Source organism: Rahnella woolbedingensis (assembly GCF_003602095.1).
GTDB classification, from domain to species: Bacteria; Pseudomonadota; Gammaproteobacteria; order Enterobacterales; family Enterobacteriaceae; genus Rahnella; species Rahnella woolbedingensis.
The window spans coordinates 24,406-47,368 of sequence record NZ_RAHH01000001.1 but is presented as its reverse complement, the minus strand read 5'-3'; the positions used below and the strand labels follow the sequence as shown (position 1 = coordinate 47,368).

At 52.2% G+C, this 22,963-nt stretch carries 19 protein-coding genes; 9 read left to right on the top strand and 10 right to left on the bottom strand.

The window, feature by feature from the left end:
- Positions 1 to 122: 122 nt before the first annotated feature.
- Positions 123 to 1,199, top strand: a complete 1,077-nt coding sequence (ompA, locus tag D6C13_RS00190; RefSeq protein ID WP_120130843.1) for a porin OmpA — start codon at positions 123 to 125, stop codon at positions 1,197 to 1,199.
- A 110-nt stretch (positions 1,200 to 1,309) separates the two neighbouring features.
- On the opposite strand, the gene matP is transcribed toward ompA, so the two are convergent.
- Positions 1,310 to 1,768 carry a macrodomain Ter protein MatP gene (matP, locus tag D6C13_RS00185; protein ID WP_120130842.1) on the bottom strand — a complete coding sequence of 153 codons (459 nt, stop codon included), beginning with the start codon at positions 1,766 to 1,768 and terminating at the stop codon, positions 1,310 to 1,312.
- A 210-nt stretch (positions 1,769 to 1,978) separates the two neighbouring features.
- On the opposite strand from matP, the gene D6C13_RS00180 reads away from it, so the two are divergent.
- Together D6C13_RS00180 and fabA are read left to right on the top strand one after the other, a co-directional pair.
- Complete coding sequence (locus tag D6C13_RS00180; protein ID WP_120130841.1) at positions 1,979 to 3,745, top strand: AAA family ATPase; 1,767 nt, start codon at positions 1,979 to 1,981, stop codon at positions 3,743 to 3,745.
- Between the two features lie 68 nt (positions 3,746 to 3,813).
- Positions 3,814 to 4,332 (top strand): bifunctional 3-hydroxydecanoyl-ACP dehydratase/trans-2-decenoyl-ACP isomerase, encoded by a 519-nt coding sequence (gene fabA, locus D6C13_RS00175; protein ID WP_120130840.1) that lies wholly within the window; start codon positions 3,814 to 3,816, stop codon positions 4,330 to 4,332.
- Between the two features lie 149 nt (positions 4,333 to 4,481).
- Here fabA and rmf read toward each other — a convergent pair whose 3' ends face one another.
- The 6 genes from rmf to rlmKL all read right to left on the bottom strand — a co-directional run bounded on the left by rmf (position 4,482) and on the right by rlmKL (position 12,512).
- Positions 4,482 to 4,649 (bottom strand): ribosome modulation factor, encoded by a 168-nt coding sequence (gene rmf, locus D6C13_RS00170; protein ID WP_013574871.1) that lies wholly within the window; start codon positions 4,647 to 4,649, stop codon positions 4,482 to 4,484.
- A 275-nt stretch (positions 4,650 to 4,924) separates the two neighbouring features.
- Positions 4,925 to 5,494, bottom strand: coding sequence for a membrane integrity-associated transporter subunit PqiC (pqiC, locus tag D6C13_RS00165; RefSeq protein WP_120130839.1), 570 nt, complete (start codon positions 5,492 to 5,494; stop codon positions 4,925 to 4,927).
- A complete protein-coding gene (gene pqiB, locus D6C13_RS00160; protein WP_120130838.1) occupies positions 5,491 to 7,146 on the bottom strand; it encodes an intermembrane transport protein PqiB in 1,656 nt (551 codons plus the stop codon). The genes pqiC and pqiB overlap by 4 nt, the downstream gene beginning before the upstream one ends.
- Positions 7,133 to 8,434: a membrane integrity-associated transporter subunit PqiA gene (gene pqiA / locus D6C13_RS00155; protein ID WP_208642842.1), complete on the bottom strand. Its 1,302-nt coding sequence runs from the start codon at positions 8,432 to 8,434 to the stop codon at positions 7,133 to 7,135. Before pqiA ends, pqiB begins: the two co-directional genes overlap by 14 nt.
- Positions 8,435 to 8,481: 47 nt before the next feature.
- Entirely contained in the window at positions 8,482 to 10,386 is a 1,905-nt protein-coding gene (locus D6C13_RS00150) for an ABC transporter ATP-binding protein (RefSeq protein WP_120130836.1), read from the bottom strand.
- Between the two features lie 5 nt (positions 10,387 to 10,391).
- A complete protein-coding gene (rlmKL, locus tag D6C13_RS00145; RefSeq protein ID WP_120130835.1) occupies positions 10,392 to 12,512 on the bottom strand; it encodes a bifunctional 23S rRNA (guanine(2069)-N(7))-methyltransferase RlmK/23S rRNA (guanine(2445)-N(2))-methyltransferase RlmL in 2,121 nt (706 codons plus the stop codon).
- A 152-nt stretch (positions 12,513 to 12,664) separates the two neighbouring features.
- On the opposite strand from rlmKL, the gene D6C13_RS00140 reads away from it, so the two are divergent.
- Entirely contained in the window at positions 12,665 to 13,735 is a 1,071-nt protein-coding gene (locus D6C13_RS00140; RefSeq protein ID WP_425272681.1) for a YcbX family protein, read from the top strand.
- A gap of 22 nt (positions 13,736 to 13,757) precedes the next feature.
- Here the strand turns inward: D6C13_RS00140 and D6C13_RS00135 are convergent, their stop codons facing one another.
- Both D6C13_RS00135 and pyrD read right to left on the bottom strand, forming a co-directional pair.
- Complete coding sequence (locus tag D6C13_RS00135; protein ID WP_120130833.1) at positions 13,758 to 14,303, bottom strand: cell division protein ZapC; 546 nt, start codon at positions 14,301 to 14,303, stop codon at positions 13,758 to 13,760.
- A 184-nt stretch (positions 14,304 to 14,487) separates the two neighbouring features.
- Positions 14,488 to 15,498: a quinone-dependent dihydroorotate dehydrogenase gene (gene pyrD, locus D6C13_RS00130; protein ID WP_120130832.1), complete on the bottom strand. Its 1,011-nt coding sequence runs from the start codon at positions 15,496 to 15,498 to the stop codon at positions 14,488 to 14,490.
- A 314-nt stretch (positions 15,499 to 15,812) separates the two neighbouring features.
- Here pyrD and ssuE point away from each other — a divergent pair, with 314 nt between their 5' ends.
- Genes ssuE through ssuB form a run of 5 tightly spaced genes read left to right on the top strand, consistent with a single transcriptional unit; the run spans position 15,813 to position 20,181 of the window.
- Positions 15,813 to 16,394, top strand: a complete 582-nt coding sequence (gene ssuE, locus D6C13_RS00125) for an NADPH-dependent FMN reductase (protein WP_120130831.1) — start codon at positions 15,813 to 15,815, stop codon at positions 16,392 to 16,394.
- Between the two features lie 18 nt (positions 16,395 to 16,412).
- Positions 16,413 to 17,387 carry a sulfonate ABC transporter substrate-binding protein gene (locus tag D6C13_RS00120; protein ID WP_120130830.1) on the top strand — a complete coding sequence of 325 codons (975 nt, stop codon included), beginning with the start codon at positions 16,413 to 16,415 and terminating at the stop codon, positions 17,385 to 17,387.
- Positions 17,388 to 17,445: 58 nt separating this feature from the next.
- A complete protein-coding gene (ssuD, locus tag D6C13_RS00115; RefSeq protein ID WP_120130829.1) occupies positions 17,446 to 18,600 on the top strand; it encodes an FMNH2-dependent alkanesulfonate monooxygenase in 1,155 nt (384 codons plus the stop codon).
- Positions 18,601 to 18,610: 10 nt separating this feature from the next.
- On the top strand, positions 18,611 to 19,402 hold the full coding sequence (ssuC, locus tag D6C13_RS00110; RefSeq protein ID WP_120130828.1) for an aliphatic sulfonate ABC transporter permease SsuC: 792 nt from the start codon (positions 18,611 to 18,613) through the stop codon (positions 19,400 to 19,402).
- The gene (gene ssuB / locus D6C13_RS00105) at positions 19,399 to 20,181 is read left to right on the top strand and encodes an aliphatic sulfonates ABC transporter ATP-binding protein (protein ID WP_120130827.1); all 783 of its coding nucleotides are present in this window, start codon (positions 19,399 to 19,401) and stop codon (positions 20,179 to 20,181) included. Before ssuC ends, ssuB begins: the two co-directional genes overlap by 4 nt.
- An 85-nt stretch (positions 20,182 to 20,266) precedes the next feature.
- Here ssuB and pepN read toward each other — a convergent pair whose 3' ends face one another.
- A complete protein-coding gene (gene pepN, locus D6C13_RS00100; RefSeq protein WP_120130826.1) occupies positions 20,267 to 22,882 on the bottom strand; it encodes an aminopeptidase N in 2,616 nt (871 codons plus the stop codon).
- Positions 22,883 to 22,963: the final 81 nt, after the last annotated feature.

The following is a 22,963-nucleotide window of genomic DNA, read 5'->3' as shown; positions in this document are numbered from 1 at the left end:
AATAATGCCAACGTAAAGTGGCAAGTTCTGAAATGAAGCAATAATCTTGGCGTAAGGATTTTAACCAAGGGCTTAAAAAGCATAAAGCTCAATTGCCTATTTGGATGATAACGAGGCGCAAAATGAAAAAGACAGCTATCGCATTAGCAGTGGCACTGGCAGGTTTCGCTACCGTAGCGCAAGCCGCCCCTAAAGATAACACCTGGTATACCGGTGGTAAATTGGGCTGGTCCCAATACCATGACACTGGTTTCGCAAATGCTTACAACGGTATCGGCAACGGCCCTACCCACGAAAGTCAACTGGGTGCAGGTGCGTTCTTGGGTTACCAAGCGAACCAATACCTGGGCTTTGAAATGGGATATGACTGGCTTGGCCGTATGCCTTACAAAGGCAGCGTAAACAATGGCGCGTTCAAGGCACAAGGCGTTCAGCTGGCTGCTAAACTGAGCTACCCACTGACTGACGATCTGGACATCTACACCCGTCTGGGTGGTATGGTCTGGCGTGCAGATGCCAATGGTAACTTCAACAACGGTGCTAACGGCCGCGTAAGCGATCACGACACCGGTGTTTCTCCACTGGCAGCAGTTGGTGTTGAATACGCAGTGACCAAAAACTGGGCTACCCGTCTGGATTACCAGTTTGTTAGCAACATTGGTGACGCAGCTACCGTTGGTGCACGTCCTGACAACACAATGCTGTCTGTAGGTGTTTCTTACCGTTTCGGTCAAGATGAAGCAGCTGCTCCAGTTGTTGCTCCGGCACCAGCGCCAGCTCCAGTTGTAGAGACTAAGAAATTCACTCTGAAATCTGACGTTCTCTTCAACTTCAACAAAGCGACTCTGAAACCAGAAGGCCAACAGGCTCTGGATCAGCTGTACAGCCAGTTGAGCTCAATCGATCCTAAAGACGGTTCTGTTATCGTTCTGGGTTACACCGACCGTATCGGTTCAGAACAATACAACCAGAAACTGTCTGAGCAACGTGCTCAGAGCGTAGTAGATTACCTGGTATCTAAAGGTATCCCTGCTAACAAGATCTCTGCACAAGGCCAGGGTAAATCTAACCCAGTTACCGGTTCTACCTGTGACTCCGTTAAAGGCCGTGCAGCTCTGATCGACTGCCTGGCACCAGACCGTCGTGTAGAAATCGAAGTTAAAGGCTACAAAGATACTGTTACTCAGCCACAGGCTTAATAACACTCTTTAGCTTTTGCTACAGACATCAAAAACCCCGCCTCGGCGGGGTTTTTTTATGTCTGATGAAGAGAAAGTCAAAGCATAAACAGAGGAAGGAGAAGAGAGACTCAGCTCTCTTTTTTACCGAGGATTTGTTCCAGATCTTCTTTGAGTGAAGACATCTGATTAGCGTATTTCTCTTTACGTTCCGCATCTTCCAGCAACTGAATGATCGTGTCAGACAATGTTGCTCCGCGCCTTTGCGCTAAGCCTGCCAAACGCTGCCAGACAAGAAATTCCAGATCGATAGACTTCTTACGCGTATGCTGATGTTCAGCGTTGAAGTGACGCTTACGGCGGGCACGGATTGTTTGTTTCAACCGATTTTCCAGCGACGGATTCATATTATTTACAATCCAATCCGCCACTTTAACCGGTTCGTTTTCCAGCCTGAGAAGTTCATTCACAGATTCTTCAGCAGCGCTGTTTTCCAGATGACGAGTGATCCGCTCACCTTCCCGGTGTTTTTTCACCAGATACTTCCATTTCCAACCGCTTTCGAGATTTTCCAGTTGCTGATATTTCATCGTGAACTCTTCGGTGACCACGTAACTTTACTAAGCATAACAGCTTTAATTCAATTTTCACCCCAAATAAACCCGCTTATTTTGCCTGTTTTTTAAGCACCCGTTCAGCAATGTGCGCTAAGACCAATTGTGCTACGACTCTGATTGTATGCAGCCGGATTTATTCTTGTATAATCGCTCTTTCCCTTTTTATAGAAAACAGCTAACACATTGACCAATAACCGACTTGACTGGCAGCTTTTACTGCCCGATACCGCGCCTTACGAGGCAATTTTTGCAACGGCTGCCCAGTTAGCCCCTGTCGATTTCGCAGGCACTCAGCCCCGGCTGGAAAATGGTTTAACGCTGTTTTGTCATCCCCGTTCCCGTGCGCGTTTCATGACGCTTAAGGCGCAGGAAAATCGCGAGTACTTGTCACGTATTTCTGACGTGGTCAGCAGCCTGCTGCCGGAACAAACCGAAGTGATCGGCAACCGCTACCATATCGATGGTAATAAGGTGACGCTGCTGGCAGCCAAAACTGCCGAAGACACGTTCGCGGCAAGCTTTACCTGTCAGTACCGCGAATGGATTGAGCCGGAACAGTTGTTTGGCTGTGTTCGCTTGTTTAAAGATCAGATCCAGCTTGAGCCGGGTCTGGTGCATCAGGTCAATGGCGGTGTGTTAGTGCTGTCTATCCGCACACTTATCGCTCAGCCTCTGATGTGGTTGCGCCTCAAGCAGATGATCACTGAAGGCCAGTATCACTGGGTTTCCCCGGATGAAACCAAACCTTTGCCGGTTACTGTGCCTCCAATGCCGCTTGACCTGCGTCTGATTCTGGTCGGCGATCGCCTGTCGCTGGGTGACCTCAGTGATATGGAGCCGGAACTGATGGATTGCGCTATTTATGGCGAATTCGAAGCCGATCTGCCACTGACCGAAGAAAGTGACATGGAGACCTGGTGTGGTTACGTCAACACACTGGCCGACGAACTTGAGATCCCGCGTCTTGCTGCCGATGCCTGGCCAGAGTTTCTAAAAATTGCCATCCGCCACAGCACCGATCAGGGAAGCCTGACACTCGACCCTGTCTGGCTTAATGGCCAGCTAAGTGAAGCCGCGCTCTACAATGAAGATGAGTTGCTTAGCGCCAAATCTCTGGAAGCGGCCGCTAATGCACGCGCATGGCGTGAAAGCTATCTGCAGGAACGTATGCAGGATGAAATTGAGCTTGGGCAAATCCGCATCGAAACCGAAGGTGAAGTGGTCGGGCAGATTAACGGCCTCTCTGTTCTGGAATACCCGGGTCATCCGCGCGCTTTAGGTGAACCTTCGCGTATTAGTTGTGTCGTACACACCGGCGATGGTGAATTTACTGACGTTGAACGCAAAGCAGAATTAGGCGGCAATCTGCATGCCAAAGGCATGATGATTATGCAGGCCTTTTTGATTTCCGAGTTAGAACTCGACCAGCCTCTGCCCTTCTCCGCTTCGATTGTGTTTGAGCAGTCTTACGGAGAAGTGGACGGCGACAGCGCATCCCTCGCTGAACTCTGCGCACTGATCAGTGCGTTATCGATGCAGCCGATTAACCAGCAAATTGCGGTCACCGGCTCTGTCGATCAGTTTGGGAATGTGCAACCTATTGGTGGCGTGAACGAGAAAATCGAAGGTTTCTTCGAAGTTTGTCAGCGTCGCGGTCTGACCGGTAAGCAAGGGGTCATTCTGCCAACCAGCAACGTGCGTAATCTTTGCCTGCATCCGCAGGTTCTGGACGCCGTTCGCGAAGGCCAGTTTCACTTATGGGCAGTTGATAACGCAGCCGAAGCGCTGCCTATCCTGACCGGACTGATTTACACAAACGAAGAAGAAGCTGAAGAAGAGCGTCCGAGCCTGCTGGGATTGATTCAGCAGCGCATTGCACTGGTCACATCGCAAGGTGGCCCGCGCTACCCGTGGCCTCTTCGCTGGCTGAACTGGTTCAGCCGCAGCTGATCGGAGTTGTTCAGCTTACAGCTGTAAGCTAAGCTTCGCCCTTCATTAAAATAAGGCTTACATAGAACATGGTAGATAAACGCGATTCCTATACGAAAGAAGACCTCGTAGCTTCTGGCCGCAGTGAACTGTTCGGCGCTGGCGGTCCTCCATTACCATCAGGCAATATGCTGATGATGGATCGCATCGTTAAGATGCAAGAAGATGGCGGCACCCATGGCAAAGGTTATGTTGAAGCTGAGTTAGATATCAATCCTGACCTGTGGTTCTTCGGCTGTCACTTTATCGGCGACCCGGTGATGCCAGGCTGTCTGGGTCTGGATGCAATGTGGCAGTTAGTCGGTTTCTACCTGGGCTGGCTCGGTGGCGAAGGCAAAGGCCGCGCACTGGGTGTGGGTGAAGTTAAATTCACCGGTCAGGTTCTTCCAACCGCAAAAGTGGTGACTTACCGCCTGAATTTCAAACGTGTTATCAACCGTAAACTGATCATGGGCGTGGCCGATGGTGAAGTGCTGGTTGATGGTGTGGTGATTTACACCGCAACTGATCTGAAAGTCGGTTTGTTCAAAGACGCGGCTGCTTTCTAAGAAAGCATATTGCTGAGTCTGATAAAACGGTGAGTCTTCTGGCTCGCCGTTTTTTTATTCGCATTTTTAAGCGCGCGTGATGATGTTAGCTACAAACAAAAACCTCCGCGCGCAGCGGAGGTTGTTCCTTATTCTGACAGGGGAGCCGCTTAAGCGGTAACGGCCCTGTCCTCCATGGCTTGTCGCCAACCCCCGAGCCAGTGTGATCGGGCATCTAATGATTGGTACGGACAAATCTCTTTTGAGCGTCCGCCAATACCTGCTTGATATCCACGTGATTGTGCCCGTTCCAGGCGATCGCGTTTTTGTCTCTTCATGCCTTATATCCCTCATTATTCAGGTCAGGTGGAAAGAAAACAGTGGCCCGCTTCTGCGTCCACACCTAACAAATAGCTGCAATTGGCAGAGAGGTCAATGCGCAAAATTCACGCCAATGTCATATTTGTGAGCTATATTATTCTATTGCGCGCAAGATAATCGTGCCGATAAAAACCTCATCTGGCTGATCGCCATAAAAAAATCCCGGCGTCTGAAAACTCAGAAACCGGGATTTTTTACGTTTTACTTAAATAATATTAAGCTTAAAAAAACGTCATCTAATTTGTGAAGCTATCTGGCCCGCTTCTTGCTGCCAACCGGCAGCCAGCGTTTTCACCAGCGCATCATAACCATCTTCGTTCTGTTTCAGGTTCAGCGTAAAGTCACGCTGAAGCATCTGTCCGCTGCGGCTCAGCGTCCAGCTTCCGCTGATGACCACCGTGCCGTCGTAGCGACCGTGGAACCCGGTCACATTCACGTTCAGTACATCCTGGTCATCACTACTCACGGCCTGAGTGGAAACCAGAGTCCCCGGCAAGTCGCGTCGCAGGTAAGTCACCAGCGATTGCTGAAGTTGCTGATCCAGCGGACTGGCCCAGAGATTATTCTGGGTCAGCGTGTACTGCACGTCATTGGTCTGATAAACCAGCCCGTTGCCTGACAGATAATCTGCCACACTGACCCTTTCAACCCACAGATGGTGCTGCGCGGTCATGCCTGATGACATCGCGCTGCCTGTTGTCGGAGCACTATTGAGCACCGGCAACTGGTAGTAGGCTTTATGGTCACTGCTGCTACAGGCAGTCAGGAATAATGCTAAGACGACGGGTATCCATTTCATCATTGTTTGGCCTTCTTCGGCTGAGGATCATCTTGCCCTGGGGCGGCGAAAATCAGTGCATTACTTTTCTGGTTCAGCGTTTTCAATACCGGTTGCAGTTCACGCAGGGTCTTATCCAGACTTTGCATATCATTCACCATATGTCCGTATGCCGGAGAACCAGGCTGGAAGCCTTTCAGGCTGCGGTTAAGTTGGATCAGTGTTTGCTGCATATCCTGCGGCAGATTTTTCATTTCCTTGCTGCTGACAATCGTATTCAGCGAGTCGATGGTTTTCTGCGTCGCTTTCATAGTCCTCTGACTTTCCGCCAGCGTACTGGTGGCTTCACGCATCATCGGTTCGATCGGCAGATTATTGATCTTATCGAGCGTGGTCATCAGTTTCTGTTGGATCTGCGCAAACCCGCCGCTTACCGTCGGCAACAGTTTAATCCCGGCAATCTCCAGCGGCCCTTTCCACGGTTTCTCGTTTGGATAGAAATCCAGATCGACATAAGTGGAACCGGTCAACAGGTTGGCGGATTTCATTGAGGCACGCAGGCCTTGCTGGATCCCCTGACGGATATGGTCTGCGATATTAAAATCAGCACCCAGCAACTGATCAAAGCGATCAGGCTCAATACGGATCAGCACCGGAATACGATAATCATCCGAGATCTGCTGCTTGAGCACATTCAGCGGATAAGGCACTTTGGCCACTGTACCCAGACGGATACCGCGGAACTCCACTGGCGCGCCCGGTTGCAGACCACGAACAGAATCAGAGAAGAACAGCACGTAATCCATATGACGGGTATACAGCGATTCCTGAATACTTTTCTGATCGTCAAACAGCTGATAATTATCGCCGTTTTTAGCCGCCTGCCCCTGAGTCCAGCCATTTGGAATATCAAAGCTGACGCCACCGCTGAATAAGGTGGTCAGTGAGCCCATTTCCACACGCATACCGGCTGCAGACATATCGAAATTCACACCACTGTCTTTCCAGAAGCGGACATTGTCTGACACCAGCGTGTCGTAAGGTGCGCGGATGAACAGCTGATATTTAATGTTTCGGGCTTTCGGATCAAAGTGGCTGGTTTCCACCGTACCGACCTGGAAGCCACGGAAAAGCACCGGGTCACCCGGGCTGAGCTGGCCTGAACGCTCACTTTCGAGGATCACACGTATCCCTTTGGCATCCGGCGAAGCCAGCGGCGGCGAATCGTCCAGCGTATATTGCGCCTTCTCATCGCCTTTGCTGCCCGGCTGCAACTGGATATAGGCGCCGGATAATAATGTGCTCAGGCCAGACACGCCTTCGCGACCGATCTGGGGTTTAACGACCCAGAATACGGAGTCGCCACGCAGCATTTTTTCCATGCCAGTGTTCAGACGGGCTTTGATGATAACCTGCTGCAAGTTTTCACTGAGCGTGACAGATTCAACCTTACCGACATCGACGTTACGACTTTTGATGGTGGTCTTCCCACCCTCAATCCCTTCCGCCGTGGTGGTGATCAATGTCACTTCCGGGCCCTGATGGCTGTAGTGATAGAACAGTATCCAGGCACCGATCAGTGCCGTGACAATCGGCACAATCCACACCGGCGACCAGCGTTTAATCTTTTCTACTTTGGCAGTTCCGTCGTGCTCTGCCATATTATTTCCCGCCATCTTGTGGCTCCTTTGCAGACTTCATTACAGCGCGATCCCAAATGAGCCTTGGGTCAAACGTCATTGCAGCGAACATCGTGAGAATGACAACACTGGCAAAAAGCAGCGCGCCAATGTCCGGATAAATACTCATCAGTTGCCCCATTCTTACCAGAGCCGAAAGTACCGCAATCACGAAAACGTCAATCATTGACCAGCGGCCAACGAATTCCACCACCTCGTAAATTACGTGCAATCTTTCCCTGTCGATTGGCTTATTACTGTTCGCATCCCAGCATAGCCAGCCAATAGCAATCATTTTCAGCGTCGGCACCATGATACTGGCAATTAGAATCACCATGGCAACGGGATAAGAACCTTCACTCCACAGCAGGACAACACCAGCCATGATGGTGGATGGCATCGGCGAACCCAACACCTGAGTTATCATGATCGGCATCAGATTTGCGGGGATATACAAGAATATAGACGTTATGAGCAGTGCCATCGTCCATTGCAAACTGTTTTTGCGGCGCGCATGGCCTGAAGTCTCACAGCGATCGCACTGTTTCTGATCGACCGGCAAAATAGCCATACAGCAATGGCAGGAACGTAGTCCTTGCGATAACCCGCTCTCACCAACCCGAAGCGGCATGTTCAGCTTCGGCGCGGGGGCAACCTGCTGCCAGATCCAGTAACGGTCAGTACACTGAAAAGCCCTGAGCTGTAAAATACAAAACAGCACAAAGGGATAGAAACTGGTGCCCACGCCGACATCACCATAAGCCATCAGTTTCACGAAGCTGACCAGTACACCCGCCAGGAAAATCTCGACCATGCACCAGGCTTTCAGGCGAAAATAGTTGCGGGCAATGCTGATCTGCCAGTGACTGGGGATCGATGTGCCCTGGCAAAGAATGATGATGAAAATCATGCCTAACGCAGGCATCAGCTGAACCAGAATCATAAACAACGACGCCATGCTGGCGTAATCGTCAGAGACTAAAACCTGGGGAATTTGAATCAGCGTGACTTCACTGCCAAGACCGGCAACTTTCATGTTCACGAAAGGGAAAAGATTAGACAACAGCAGCATGAATAGTGCGCTGACTGCATAGGCAATCGGGCGGCGACGCGGCTCTTTCCAGCGCGACGTCAGCGTCGTGTGGCAGCGCGGGCATTTTGCTTTTTGCCCGACAGCAATCTCAGGGATTGCCACCAGCAAATCGCATTGGGGGCATAAAATGTGCGGATCGTGGACATGAGAACACACAAGCCAACTCCTCAATTGCGGAACGTGCAATAGCATATGCCGCAGGAACAATCCTTCATCCCGCGGCACATGATGGGGCAGTGTTAGCCGTTTTTCTGCGCTTCCAGCGCTTCCCAACGTTCAAACGCCTGCTCTAACTCCAGCTCTGCCGCAGCAAAAGCGGTGAGAACCTGCTGAGTTTCTTCATGAGGAAGTGTGAAGAAATTCGCATCACTCATTTGCTTTTGCAAAGCTTCAATTTTTTCTTCCAGTGAGCTGATTTGCGCAGGCAATTGTTCCAGCTCACGTTGTTGATTATAGCTGAGCTTATTCGCTGTGCGTTTGGCCGGTTCTGCTTTTGGTTGGGCAGCCGGTTTATCTTCGACGACCGCAGCCTGGCGGATTGGTCGCTGATGACGGCGCTGGTGCTGTGCGTCGTGGTAACCGCCCACATAACTGTTGATCACGCCGTTACCTTCGTAAATCCAGCATTCAGTCGCTGAGTTATCAACAAATTCACGGTCATGGCTCACCAGCATTACAGTACCCTGATAGCTGTCGATCATCTCTTCCAGCAGCTCGAGGGTTTCCACATCCAGGTCGTTGGTCGGTTCATCGAGGATCAGCAGGTTACTTGGACGCAGAAACAGTTTTGCCAGCAGCAGACGGTTACGTTCGCCGCCTGACAACGCTTTCACCGGTGTCATGGCGCGTTTTGGATGGAACAGGAAGTCCTGCAGGTAACCCAGCACGTGGCGGGCACGGCCATTGACCATGACTTCCTGCTTACCTTCTGCCAGGTTATCCATCACAGTACGTTCAGGATCCAGCTCAGCACGGTGCTGGTCGAAGTACGCGACTTCCAGCTTGGTACCGCAGTGAACCCGGCCGCTGTCGGCCTGAATCTGACTTAACATCAGTTTCAGTAATGTCGTTTTACCGCAACCGTTCGGGCCAATCAGTGCAATTTTGTCGCCACGCATAACCTGCGAGGAGAAATTGCTGACCAATTGTTTACCCGCAATGCTGTAGTAAACGTCTTCCATTTCAAAGACAATCTTACCGGAGCTTGAGGCTTCAACCACCTGCATTTTGGCGGTGCCCATCACTTCACGGCGATCGGAACGTTCTTTACGCAAGGCTTTCAGGGCGCGTACGCGGCCTTCGTTACGGGTACGACGGGCTTTAATGCCCTGACGGATCCACACTTCTTCCTGCGCCAGTTTTTTATCGAACTCGGCGTTTTGTAGTTCTTCAACGCGCAGCGCTTCTTCTTTCGCCAGCAGATACGCTTCGTAATTGCCCGGATAAGAAACCAGTTTGCCGCGATCGAGGTCAACAATACGGGTAGCCATATTGCGGATGAAAGAACGGTCATGCGAGATGAAGATAATGCTGCCCTGGAACTCTTTCAGGAAATCTTCCAGCCACGCAATACTTTCGATATCCAGGTGGTTCGTCGGTTCATCGAGCAGCAGAATGTGCGGCGCGCTGACCAGCGCACGGCCCAGCGCGGCTTTACGCAGCCAGCCACCGGACAAAGATTTCAGCTCGGTATCCGCATCCAGACCCAGCTTCAGCAACACTTCGTTGATGCGGCTGTCAAGCTGCCACAGCCCCTGGTGATCAAGAATTTCCATCACCTGGGCCAGTTTGTTCATATTCTTTTCGCTCGGATCCGTTTCGACCAGATGCGAAATGGCGTGGTACGCCTTCAGATGTTCTGCCTGCTCGAACACGCCTTCAGAAACAAAATCAAATACCGTGCCTTCAACGTTACGCGGCGGATCCTGTTGCAGACGTGCCACAATCAAATCCTGCTCGTACACGATGCGACCGTCATCCAGCGGCACTTCGCGGTTCAGGATTTTCATCAGCGTCGATTTACCGGCGCCGTTACGGCCAACCAGACAGACGCGCTCATTCGGCTCGATGTGTAATTCGGTGTTATCCAACAGCGGCGAGTCACTGAATGACAGCCAGGCACCTGACATACTAATTAACGACATAAACTTTATTTTTCCTCGCCGGCATGGGACAGCAGCCAGCAGTTATGAATCTGACGATTACGGGCGAAATCCTGTGACAGGGTTTGGCTGGTGATTTCTTTCGCGCTCAGTCCCAGTTTGCTCAATCCTTCGAGATCCATCTGGAAACCGCGCTTGTTGTTGGAGAACATAATGGTGCCGTTACGACGTAAAATGCGTTTCAGATCTTTCATCAGAGCCAGATGATCACGCTGTACGTCAAAACTTTCGGCCATACGTTTAGAGTTGGAGAACGTCGGCGGATCGATAAAGATCACATCGAACTGTTCGTCGCACATCCCCAGATACGACAGGCAATCCGCCTGGATCAGGCGATGCTGGCGGCCGGTCAGACCGTTAGCACGCAGGTTTTTTTCTGCCCACTCCAGATAAGTACGGGACATATCTACCGTGGTGGTGCTGCGCGCGTCGCCCAGACCTGCATGAACACTGGCGGTGCCGGTGTATGCGAACAGGTTAAGGAAGTCTTTACCCTTGCTCATTTCACCGAGCATTTTGCGGGCAATACGGTGGTCAAGGAACAAACCGGTATCGAGATAATCCGTCAGGTTAACCCACAGTTTAGCGTTGAATTCCTCAACCAGCAGGAACTCACCTTTCTGAGCCAGCTTCTCGTACTGACTGGTGCCTTTCTGGCGCTCGCGGGTTTTCAGGATCAGCTGGCTGGAAGAAATATCCAGCACTGACATGGTGGCATTGATCACGTCAAACAAGCGCTGACGGGCTTTTTGTGCATCCACGGTTTTTGGCGGCGCATATTCCTGCACCACCACTTTGCTGCCGTAGCGGTCAACCGCTACGTTGTAATCTGGCAAATCGGCGTCATACAGGCGATAGCATTCAATGCCCTGCTGTTTGGCCCATTTTTCCAGTTTTTTGACGTTCTTACGCAGGCGGTTAGCGTAATCATCCGCCAGTTGAGCACCGGCAGCACCCGTCGGGTTTTCTGCCAGCTGATAGTTTTTCTGCACACATTCCAGCGGACCATTCTTGGCTTTGAACTGGCGCTCAGCACGCAGTTGCAGACAGCTCAGCAATTCCGGTGACGCACTGAACAGCGACAACTGCCAGCCACCAAATTTGGTCTTCATGATGCGGCCAAGCATGTTGTGCAGCGCAATCAGCGCAGGTTCGCTTTCCAGACGCTCGCCGTATGGCGGGTTGCTAATAACCGTACCTACCGGGCCTTCCGGCAGCGGATTCACCAGCTTACCGACTTCTGCGGCTTCAAAGCTAATCAGCTCCGCCACACCGGCGCGACGGGCGTTTGCACGCGCCATCTCAATCACGCGACGATCGATATCAGAACCGAAGAAGCGTGAAGGTGTTTCCTGCACCGCACGACGGGTACGCACCTGCGCTTCTGCGGTCAGTTCGCGCCAGAGTTCGGCGTCAAATTTGTTCCAGCCGGTAAAGCCCCAGTGCTGGCGATGTAACCCCGGTGCGCGATCGGCGGCGATCATTGCTGCTTCAATCAGCAAGGTACCGGAACCACACATCGGATCGACCATCGGCGTGCCTGCCTGCCAGCCGGAGCGCATAACAATCGCCGCCGCCAGGCTTTCTTTCAGCGGAGCCTGACCGGTCAGATCACGATAACCACGCTGATGCAGGCCTTCGCCGCTCAGATCCAGCGCAACGCTGGCAGTATCGCGTTGCAGGAAGACGTTGACACGAATATCGGGCTGCTGTTTCGCCACATTCGGACGTTCATCCATTTTGCGCGTAAAGCTGTCGACGATGGCGTCTTTCACTTTCAGCGCGCCGTACTGGCTGTTACGAATTTCGTCATTCAGGCCGCTGAAATGCACGGCGAAGGTTTTTTCCACGCCAAATACGGATGGCCAGTCAATCGCCATCACGCCAAGATAAAGATCCAGATCACTGTGAACTTTGAATTCGTTCAGCGGTAACAGGATGCGCGAAGCCAGACGGCTCCACAGTAAGCTACGGTACAGCAGGCGATCGTCACCTTCAAAATGCACCCCTCCCTGCACAACTTTACAGGCTTGCGCACCCAGCGTTTCCAGTTCGCTTTTTAACAGTTCTTCCAGACCACGCGCCGTGCTGGCAAACAAAGAGTTCATATCGACATATCACCAAAAATAAAATAGTTGCGCATTATAGCTAATCCCCGCCGCTTGTCATAAAGTCTCTGGTTATTCTTAAGACTTTATCCTCTGAGAGGCAGTGTTCAGTGCCCATTCTTTCACGTTTATTTGTTCATCCGGTTAAATCAATGCGTGGCCTGCAGGTTTCTCACTCGCTGGTCACACCTACAGGTCTGGCATTCGATCGTCAGTTCATGATTACCGACCCGCAAGGCATGTTTATTACTGCCCGTCAGTATCCGAACCTCGTCCTGTTAACTCCGATTTTATTACCTGATGGCCTGATGATCTCAGCCCCGGAAGGCGAGAACATCAGCGTCAAATTCCGCGATTTCGCCAGTGATAACGCACCGACGGAAGTCTGGGGCAATCAGTTTACCTCACTCATCGCGCCGGAACCGGTAAATCGCTGGTTAAGTGTATATCTAAAACGCGATGTGCAGCTGCGATGGGTGGGTGAAGAGCCGACCCGCCGGGTGAAGAAATATCCGGAGGTGCCGCTGTCGTTCGCAGACGGGTTCCCATATCTGCTGATCAACGAAGCATCGATGCAGGATTTGCAACGCCGTTGCCCGGGTGGTGTCAGGATTGAGCAGTTCCGGCCAAATATTGTGGTCAGCGGTGCGGACGCTTACGCAGAAGACAGCTGGCAAACCATCCGCATCGGGGAAGTCATTTTCGATCTGGTGAAACCCTGCAGTCGCTGCATTTTCACTACGGTCAGCGTCGAAAAAGGCCGCAAGCATCCGCGTGGCGAACCCCTGAAAACCTTGCAGGGTTATCGAACAGCCAGCGATGGCGACGTCGATTTCGGTCAGAATATGATTGCCCGCAACAACGGCGTTATCCGCGCCGGTGACGGCGTTCAGGTGCTGGCGACCAAACCCCCTCGCCCTTACAGCGCAGGTGAAGTCGTCGGAAATGTCGAAGCGCCAAAGAGCACCGCTCAGGAAGTCCGCATTAACTATCAGGGCACAGAGTTTACCGGCAACAATCAGCAGATTTTGCTCGAACAACTGGAGTTGCAGGGATTACGTATATCCTATTCCTGCCGTGCGGGAATTTGCGGTGCCTGTAAAATGACGCTAAAAGAAGGGAAAGTATCGCCGCTGAAAGAAAGCGCCATCGGGGAAGATGGAAAGATATTGTCGTGCAGCTGTATTCCGGCAACGGATATCGTCATCGGCGAGTCAATGTAATTAATGAGAATCAGGCAGTCAATCAGACTGCCTGATCGTACACATCGCTATCAACGCGGAAGGCCGCAGGCATTAACCGGTCGTGCATCACTTTGATTGCATCGCCAAGTACCATGCCGCGCCCTGCTACCGTCAATCGTTCCTGCGCCAGCAGGCACAGGCTGGCGTTATCGCCCGATTCTACCACCAGCAATGTCGCCTGTTCACCGCTGTCCATTACCTGCACCTGAGCAAGCTGGCCATTCTCCGGCTGGAAAGGACGCATCTGCTGACTGAAATGCCAGCTCTTAGGCATCAGAGGTTTTAAAAAGCGGAAAGCGACTAAGGCATTTAAAACTAATTCAGCGCGTTGTTCAGCAGCGAGACGAATATTTTTGCACTGTTCTTCATAATCGAAATACAAAGCCGCATCATCGACACAAAATGACATATTTCCAAATGCATCGGGAGTTAACATTTTAGCCGGGAAACGGGAACGAAAAATCATGCCATTGGCGAGATCCAACATAAGCCGGTCATGCTCTGCATCAAAATACCAACGCCAATTATCATCTGGTTTGATTTTCATTTCGTCATCCTGTTTGCCCTCATGCCCCTTGCCTGAATCCATTATCCACTCAACTCGCATAATAGAGTTTTCGATAATGAAACGATATCAGACAAATCCTGAGCCTGAATTACGGTCAGTGGACAAAATATAGACGAGCCGGGTTAATAAATAAACCCCTGACTCGCCTTAAGGATGAAAAATATTAGATATGGGTAACAATATCTTTGATCAAACCCGGACCTTTGAAGATAAAGCCGGAATAGATTTGAATTAATGATGCACCCGCCGCCATTTTTTCACGCGCAGCCGTTAATGAATCAATGCCACCGACGCCAATAATAGGCAGACGTCCCTGTAGTTCATTTGACAACATGCGGATGATTTCTGTACTGCGCAACTGCACCGGACGCCCGCTCAGACCACCGACCTGCTCACAATAATTCAGACCCTGAACCAGTTTACGATCGAGCGTGGTATTGGTGGCGATAACGCCGTCCATATTATGACGAACCAGACTGTCAGCTATTTGGATCAATTCTTCCTCAGACAGATCCGGCGCGATCTTCACAGCAACCGGCACATATTTCTGATGGCGCTGCTGAAGTTCGAGCTGTTTATTCTTAATCGCCGCCAGCAAATCATCCAACGCTTCACCGTATTGCAGTGAACGTAAACCGGGGGTATTAGGCGAAGAAATATTCACCGCGATATAACCGGCATACGGATATACCTTTTCCATACAGGTCAGATAATCGTCAGCGCCGTGCTCAACAGGCGTGTCTTTATTCTTGCCAATATTAATCCCCAGAATGCCGCCAAAATGTGATTTTTTGACATTATTCACCAGATTATCCACGCCATGGTTATTAAAGCCCATGCGGTTAATCAGGCCTTCTGCTTCAACGATGCGGAATAAACGCGGCTTATCATTACCTGCCTGCGCACGTGGTGTGACTGTGCCGACCTCAATAAATCCAAAGCCCATTGCACCGAGTGCATCAATACATTCGCCGTTTTTATCCAGGCCTGCGGCCAGTCCCAACGGGTTCTTAAAGGATAATCCCATGCAGTTTACCGGCTTGGTGGGCACTGACTGGCGGATCAAGAATTCAAAAGGGGTGCCGGAAATACGGCTCAGCTGACGAAAGGTTAACTCGTGGGCGCGCTCTGGGTCGAGCTGAAACAGTGCTTTCCTGACAAGAGGATAATACATGGAGACTCCTGGATTCCCGGTGGCTAGACGGGGCGGTATTATCGACTAAGCGCGGCTTAATTGGAAACGATAACCGGCATATTGGCCGAATAATTGACTCTGAGCGCAAACGATTACCTTTTCGTTACTTTTAATTCACTTTTCCTTCTTAACCCGCCTGCGCCTGAACCCAGCGTAAAAAGTGCTTTATCTGATTTGAAACTTTCCATAGCCAAAATTGAGATTTCCGCTGTGCCGCCTCTGCCTGCTAGGTTTACTTCACTTCGTTAATAAAAATGATAGTTCTATAACAGATTGTTATAAGGAATAAGCAAATGCGTGTAGTCACCCTGGCAGGCAGCCCGCGACAACCCTCCCGCTCCTCTTCCCTGCTGGCGCTCAGCCATCAGTGGCTCGCGAGCCGCGGCGTTGAAGTTTTTACCTACAATATTCAGGATTTCTCAGCAGACGATCTGTTGTTCGCCAATTTCGGCAGCCCGCAACTCAAGCAACTCAATGCCGAACTGGCGAGTGCGGATGGTCTGATTGTCGCCACGCCGGTTTACAAAGCTTCTTTCTCCGGCGCCCTGAAAACCTTGCTCGACTTGCTGCCTGAGCGCGCACTCGACCATAAAGTCGTGTTGCCACTGGCTACGGCCGGATCAATCGGACACATGCTGGCCGTCGATTACGCGCTGAAACCGGTACTGGCCTCGCTGAAAGCGCAGGAAGTTTTACAGGGCGTTTTCGCCGATGACAGTCTGATCACCGATTATCAAACGTTCCCGGCCAAGCTGGATCCGGCACTGGAAGAACGCCTGACTGAATCACTGGAAAACTTCTATCTGGCGCTGAGCCGCCGCCGTCCGCACATTCCGTCTGTCGCTTCCCTTTCCGCGCAAGCCCTGCGTGTCTGACTTTAAAAGGATTTAATCATGCCTGCGTCTTTCTCTTTATTACGCCAGTTACCCGTAATTGCCGGGCTGGTCACCAGCCTGATATTCAGCACCACATCGTCTGCTCAGGAAAAAGATCCTGCGCAATTACGCATCGCTTATCAGAAAGGCTCCGTCGGCCTGGTGCTGGCGAAATCACATCAGCTGCTGGAAAAACGTTTCCCGGACACCAAAATCAGCTGGGTGGAATTCCCCGCTGGCCCGCAAATCCTTGAAGCGCTGAACGTCGGCAGTATTGATTTGGGTGGCACAGGCGATTTACCGCCGTTGTTTGCACAAGCGGCCGGTGCGGATCTTCTTTATATCGGTTCAGAACCGCCGAAACCTAAAGCGGAAGTCATTCTGGTCGACAGCAACAGTCCGATCAAAACCGTGGCAGATCTCAGGGGCCACAAAGTCGCTTTCCAGAAAGGTTCGAGCTCGCACAATTTACTGCTCCGCGCCCTGCAACAGGCGGGCCTTAAATTCAGTGATATCCAGCCGGTTTATCTGACGCCTGCCGATGCGCGCGCCGCGTTTGAGCAACATGACGTCGATGCCTGGGCTATCTGGGATCCGTACTATTCCGCCGCTGAAGTTCAGGGAGATGTTCGCGTGCTGACTGACGGCTCGACGCTGCATCAGACCGGTTCCTTCTATCTGGCTCCGAAAAAATATACCGAGGCCAACCCTCAGTTCATCAGTCAGGTGCTGGATGTGTTAACGCAGGCGAATGCGCTGACCAAAACTGACCGCGAACAAAGTATCAAACTGCTTTCCCAGTCGATGGGATTACCGGAAAAAGTGGTCGCCTCGTATCTGGATCATTTGCCCGATATGCCTATCACCCCGGTCAATGCCGAAACAGAAAAGCGCCAGCAGCAAACCGCCGATCTGTTCTATCAGAATCATATTTTACCCAAGCCGGTTGAAATCAAAGACCGCATCTGGAAACCGGCTGTACAAGCCAACTGAACCCTAATTTAGCCGCCGCTGAGCGGTCACGAATCGCAAACCTTGAGAGGAACATACTATGAGTCTGAACGTATTCTGGTTTTTACCCACCCATGGCGATGGCCGTTATTTAGGCACTGAAAAAGGTGCCCGTGTGGTGGACCACGGTTATCTCCAGCAGATTGCCCAGGCCGCAGACCGCTTAGGTTTCGGCGGCGTATTACTGCCGACCGGCCGTTCATGCGAAGACTCATGGCTGGTGGCCGCCTCACTGATTTCTGTTACGCAGAAGCTTAAATTCCTGGTGGCGCTGCGTCCGGGGATCATCTCCCCGACACTGGCTGCCCGTCAGGCGGCGACACTCGACCGGCTTTCCGGTGGTCGTGCCTTGTTTAATCTGGTCACCGGTGGCGACCCGTCTGAACTGGCGGCGGAAGGGTTACATCTCAACCATAAAGAACGTTATGAAGCCTCGGCGGAATTTACCCGCATCTGGCGCCGCGTGCTGGAAGGCGAAACGGTCGATTACGAAGGCAAACATATTCAGGTCAAAGGCGCGAGCCTGATGCATCCGCCGGTTCAGTACCCTCGTCCGCCGCTGTATTTTGGCGGTTCTTCCGACGAAGCGCAGGATCTTGCCGCCGAGCAGGTTGAACTGTATCTGACCTGGGGCGAGCCACCGGCGTTAGTGAAAGAGAAAATTGAACAGGTGCGTGCCAAAGCTGCCGCGAAAGGGCGTACCGTGCGTTTCGGTATCCGTCTGCACGTGATTGTGCGTGAAACCAACGAAGAAGCGTGGCGCGCTGCCGACAAACTGATTGCCAATGTGGATGACGAAACCATCCAGCGCGCGCAGGCCGCTTTCGCCAAAACAGATTCTGTGGGCCAGCACCGTATGGCGGCATTGCACGGCGGCGACCGTAACAAGCTGGAAATCTATCCGAATCTCTGGGCCGGTATCGGTCTGGTGCGTACCGGAGCCGGAACCGCGCTGGTCGGCGATGGCCCGACCGTTGCTGCACGCATGCAGGAATATGCCGATCTGGGCATCGACACCTTTATCTTCTCCGGTTATCCGCATCTGGAAGAAGCGTACCGCGTCAGCGAGTTGTTGTTCCCGCATCTGGATCTGGCCAAACCTGAAGATGACAACGTCGTGAAGAAAGCCATTTTGCCGCGCGGCGAGCTGGTCGCTCATGACTTTGTCAACAAACGCACCGCCAGCCAGCATTAAGGAGAAGCAGATGACAACGACACAACGCTGGCTGAACCGCGTTGCCCCGTGGGTTGTGCCGGTGGTACTCATCGGCGGCTGGCAACTGGCAGTTGAAGCCGGCTGGTTATCCAACCGGATCCTGCCCGCACCGAGCGCTGTGGTGGAAGCCTTCTGGACACTGGCAAAAAGCGGTGACCTCTGGCAAAACCTGAAAATCAGTACCTTCCGCGCACTGATTGGTTTTGCCATCGGCGGCAGTCTCGGTTTACTACTCGGCTTTATTACCGGGCTTTCCCGCTGGGGCGAGCGCCTGCTGGACAGCTCGCTGCAAATGCTGCGTAACATTCCGCATCTGGCGCTGATCCCGCTGGTGATTCTGTGGTTCGGCATTGATGAATCCGCCAAGATTTTCCTGGTGGCGCTGGGGACCCTGTTCCCTATTTATCTCAATACTTATCACGGCATTCGCAACATTGACCGCGGTCTGCTGGAGATGTCGCGCAGCTACGGACTTTCCGGGTTCCCGCTGTTTATTCAGGTGGTATTACCCGGCGCGTTGCCGTCGATTATGGTCGGCGTACGCTTTGCGCTGGGATTCATGTGGCTGACGCTGATTGTGGCAGAAACCATTTCCGCCAACTCCGGTATTGGTTATCTGGCGATGAATGCCCGTGAATTTTTACAAACTGATGTCGTGGTCGTTGCCATCGTGCTGTATGCCATCCTTGGCAAACTTGCCGACGTTCTTGCCCGCCTGCTGGAAAGTGTCTGGCTGCGCTGGCATCCTGCTTATCAGAAAAAACAAGGAGATGCCGCATGAGCGCACCCGCACGTATCCCGCAAGGCACGCCGGTGACACTCTCCGGCATCACTAAAAAATACGGCAACCGCGCCGTGCTGAATGACATTAATCTGCGCATTCCGCCCGGCCAGTTTGTGGCGGTGGTCGGGCGCAGCGGTTGTGGCAAAAGCACCCTGCTGCGTTTGCTGGCCGGGCTGGAAAAAACCACGCAGGGCGAACTGCTCAGCGCCAGCGCGCCACTGAGTCAGGTGCGCGATGATACACGTCTGATGTTTCAGGATGACCGCCTGCTGCCGTGGAAAAAGGTGATCGATAATGTCGGATTGGGCTTAAAAGGAAAATGGCGTGAAGCCGCTCTGGCCGCGCTGGAAGAAGTCGGACTGGCGGATCGCGCAGACGACTGGCCTTCCGCATTATCCGGCGGACAAAAACAACGTGTGGCGCTGGCGCGTGCATTGATCCACCGTCCCCGCCTGTTATTGCTCGATGAACCGCTGGGTGCACTGGATGCCCTGACCCGTATTGAGATGCAAAGCCTGATCGAGCGCTTATGGCAACAGCATGATTTCACCGTCCTGCTGGTGACACATGACGTCAGCGAAGCGGTGACCGTCGCTGATCGGGTGATCCTTATCGATCAGGGGCAGATTGGTATGGATTTGACGGTAGATTTACCGCGTCCGCGCCGTAAGGGTTCAGCGCGACTGGCGGAGCTGGAAGCCGAAGTACTGGAACGTGTGCTGACGCCGCAGCCGTTGCAAAATATCGCTCAGGAAGCGAAACGCGCACGTAACTGATTTTCGCATTCAGTGAATTCAAAACGAAATAAGGGCGATGTTTCCATCGCCCTTTTACTTTGCTGCTGTTTACCCGTAGAGGCGATTAAGCCTCTAACGCTTTAGTAATTTTCTCGAACAAATCACCGGACAGATTTTCCAGCCCTTTCAGCTGTTCCAGCGCCTGACGCATCAGCGCCTGACGGTTCTGGTCGTAGCGTTTCAGGCGGATCAACGGCTCAATCATACGCGCGGCCACCTGCGGGTTACGGGTGTTGAGATCGGTGAGCATTTCAGTCAGGAACTGATAACCGCTGCCGTCTGCGGCGTGGAATGCCGAAGGATTAGCAGAGGCGAACGCGCCAACTAATGAACGAACGCGGTTCGGGTTACTCATACTGAATGAACGGTGGTTCAGCAGTGAGCGGACTTTGTGCAACACATCGGCTGCCGGGCTGGTCGCCTGCTGGATAAACCATTTATCCATGACCAGACCGTCGTGATGCCAGCGCTCATCATAAGCTGCCATCAGCGATTCGCGGCAAGGCAGTTGCGCGGAAACGGCTGCAGACATCGCCGCCAGAGAATCCGTCATATTATCAGCCTGTTCAAACTGCGCTTTCACCAGCTGGTCAGCCAGCGCGACATCGGCAAAGGCCAGATAATGCAGGCAGGTATTACGCAGTGAACGTTTACCGATATCCTCATGTACCACACGATATGCAGGCAGGCGGTTAGCGTTGTAAACCGCCAGGAATTCATCGGCCATTTCCGTTGCTAAGCAGCGGGTAATCGCATCATGAACGGCGCTGATTGCTTCTGGATCGATGATTTCAAACAGCTCAGCAATTTCGTTTTCAGACGGCAGGGTCAGGATTTGCGCCGCCAGCGCCGGATCGATACTTTCATCCAGCAATACTGCACGGAACGCATCCGCCACATGCAACGGCAGAGACAGAGGCTGTTTCTGCTGATGACGTGCCACGTTAAGCTTGATGTAAATCGCCAGCAGGCTTTGCGACGCATCCCAGCGGGCGAAATCGTTACGTGCGTATTTCATCAGGAAAGTCAGCTGATGATCGCCCCATTTGTAATCGAGTTTCACCGGCGCGGAGAATTCACGTAACAAAGAAGGTACCGGCTGATATTCCACATCGTCGAAGACAAACGTCTGCCCGGCTTCGGTCACATTCAGCACGTTACTGACCGTCTGACCGTTTTGTTTCAGCGAAATCACGTTGCCCTGCGGATCATACAGTTCGATATCCAGCGGGATATGCAGTGGCAGCTTTTCAGTCTGATCAGGCGTCGCCGGGGTTTTCTGGCTGACGGTCAGAGTGTATTGCTGTTTTTCCACGTCATAGTCATCGCGCACGGTCAGCACCGGCGTACCGGACTGGCTGTACCAGCGGCGGAACAATGACAGGTCCACGTTTGACGCATCTTCCATCGCCTGTACGAAATCGTCACAGGTCGCGGCGCTGCCGTCATGACGCTCAAAATACAGCTGCATCCCGGCCTGGAATTTCTCCTCACCCAGCAGGGTATGGAGCATGCGGATGACCTCTGAACCTTTCTCATACACCGTCAGGGTGTAGAAGTTATTCATTTCGATGACTTTTTCCGGACGGATCGGGTGCGCCATCGGGCTGGCATCTTCAGAGAACTGCGCGCCACGCATCACGCGGACATTATCGATACGGTTGACTGAACGCGAGCCCAGATCAGAACTGAATTCCTGATCACGGAAAACGGTCAGGCCTTCTTTCAGGCTCAGCTGGAACCAGTCGCGACAAGTCACGCGGTTACCGGTCCAGTTATGGAAGTATTCATGGCCGATCACCGCTTCGATACCGAGGTAATCTTTGTCAGTCGCGGTTTCAGCTTTTGCCAGCACATATTTGGAGTTAAAGACGTTCAGGCCTTTGTTTTCCATCGCGCCCATGTTGAAGAAATCAACGGCGACAATCATAAAGATGTCGAGATCGTATTCCAGATTGAAACGGGTTTCGTCCCATTTCATAGATTGCTTCAGGGATTCCATTGCCCAGCCCGCACGATCCAGATTTCCGCGATCGACAAACAGTTCCAGCGCCACATCGCGACCGGAACGGGTTTTGAAAGAATCGCGCAGAACGTCGAAATCGCCCGCGACCAGCGCAAACAGGTAGCAAGGTTTCGGGAACGGATCTTGCCATTTGATCCAATGTTTACCGCCATCCAGTTCGCCCTGGTCAATACGGTTACCGTTGGAAAGCAAATAAGGATAACGGGCTTTGTCAGCCACGATGCGGGTGGTAAAACGCGCCAGAACGTCCGGGCGATCCAGATAATAGGTAATGTGGCGGAAACCTTCAGCTTCACACTGGGTACACAGCGCTTCACCAGAAAGATACAGCCCTTCCAGCGCGGTGTTTTTCGCCGGGTGAATTTCGTTAACAATGGCCAGTTCAAACGCTTCCGGCAGGCCGGTAATTTCCAGCACGCCTTCTTTTAACTGATATTTCGGCCAGTCCTGATCGTTAATTTTCAGGCTGATCAGGGTCAGATCTTCACCATTGAGCACCAGCGGCGCGCCTTCTGCGCCCTGTCGTTTAATCTGACTGACAGCAGTCACAATGGTTTTCTGTGCATCAAGCTCGAAATTAAGGTCGATATCCGTGATGGTATAGTCCGGCGCACGATAGTCATGGCGGAACTTGGCTTGTGGCAGTTGAGTCATAAAAAACCTTTTGGCGTTTTCATTGTTTATGGTGATGACGATTCATGGCATTTAAGCGGGCGCTTTTCATCAGTGATTCGC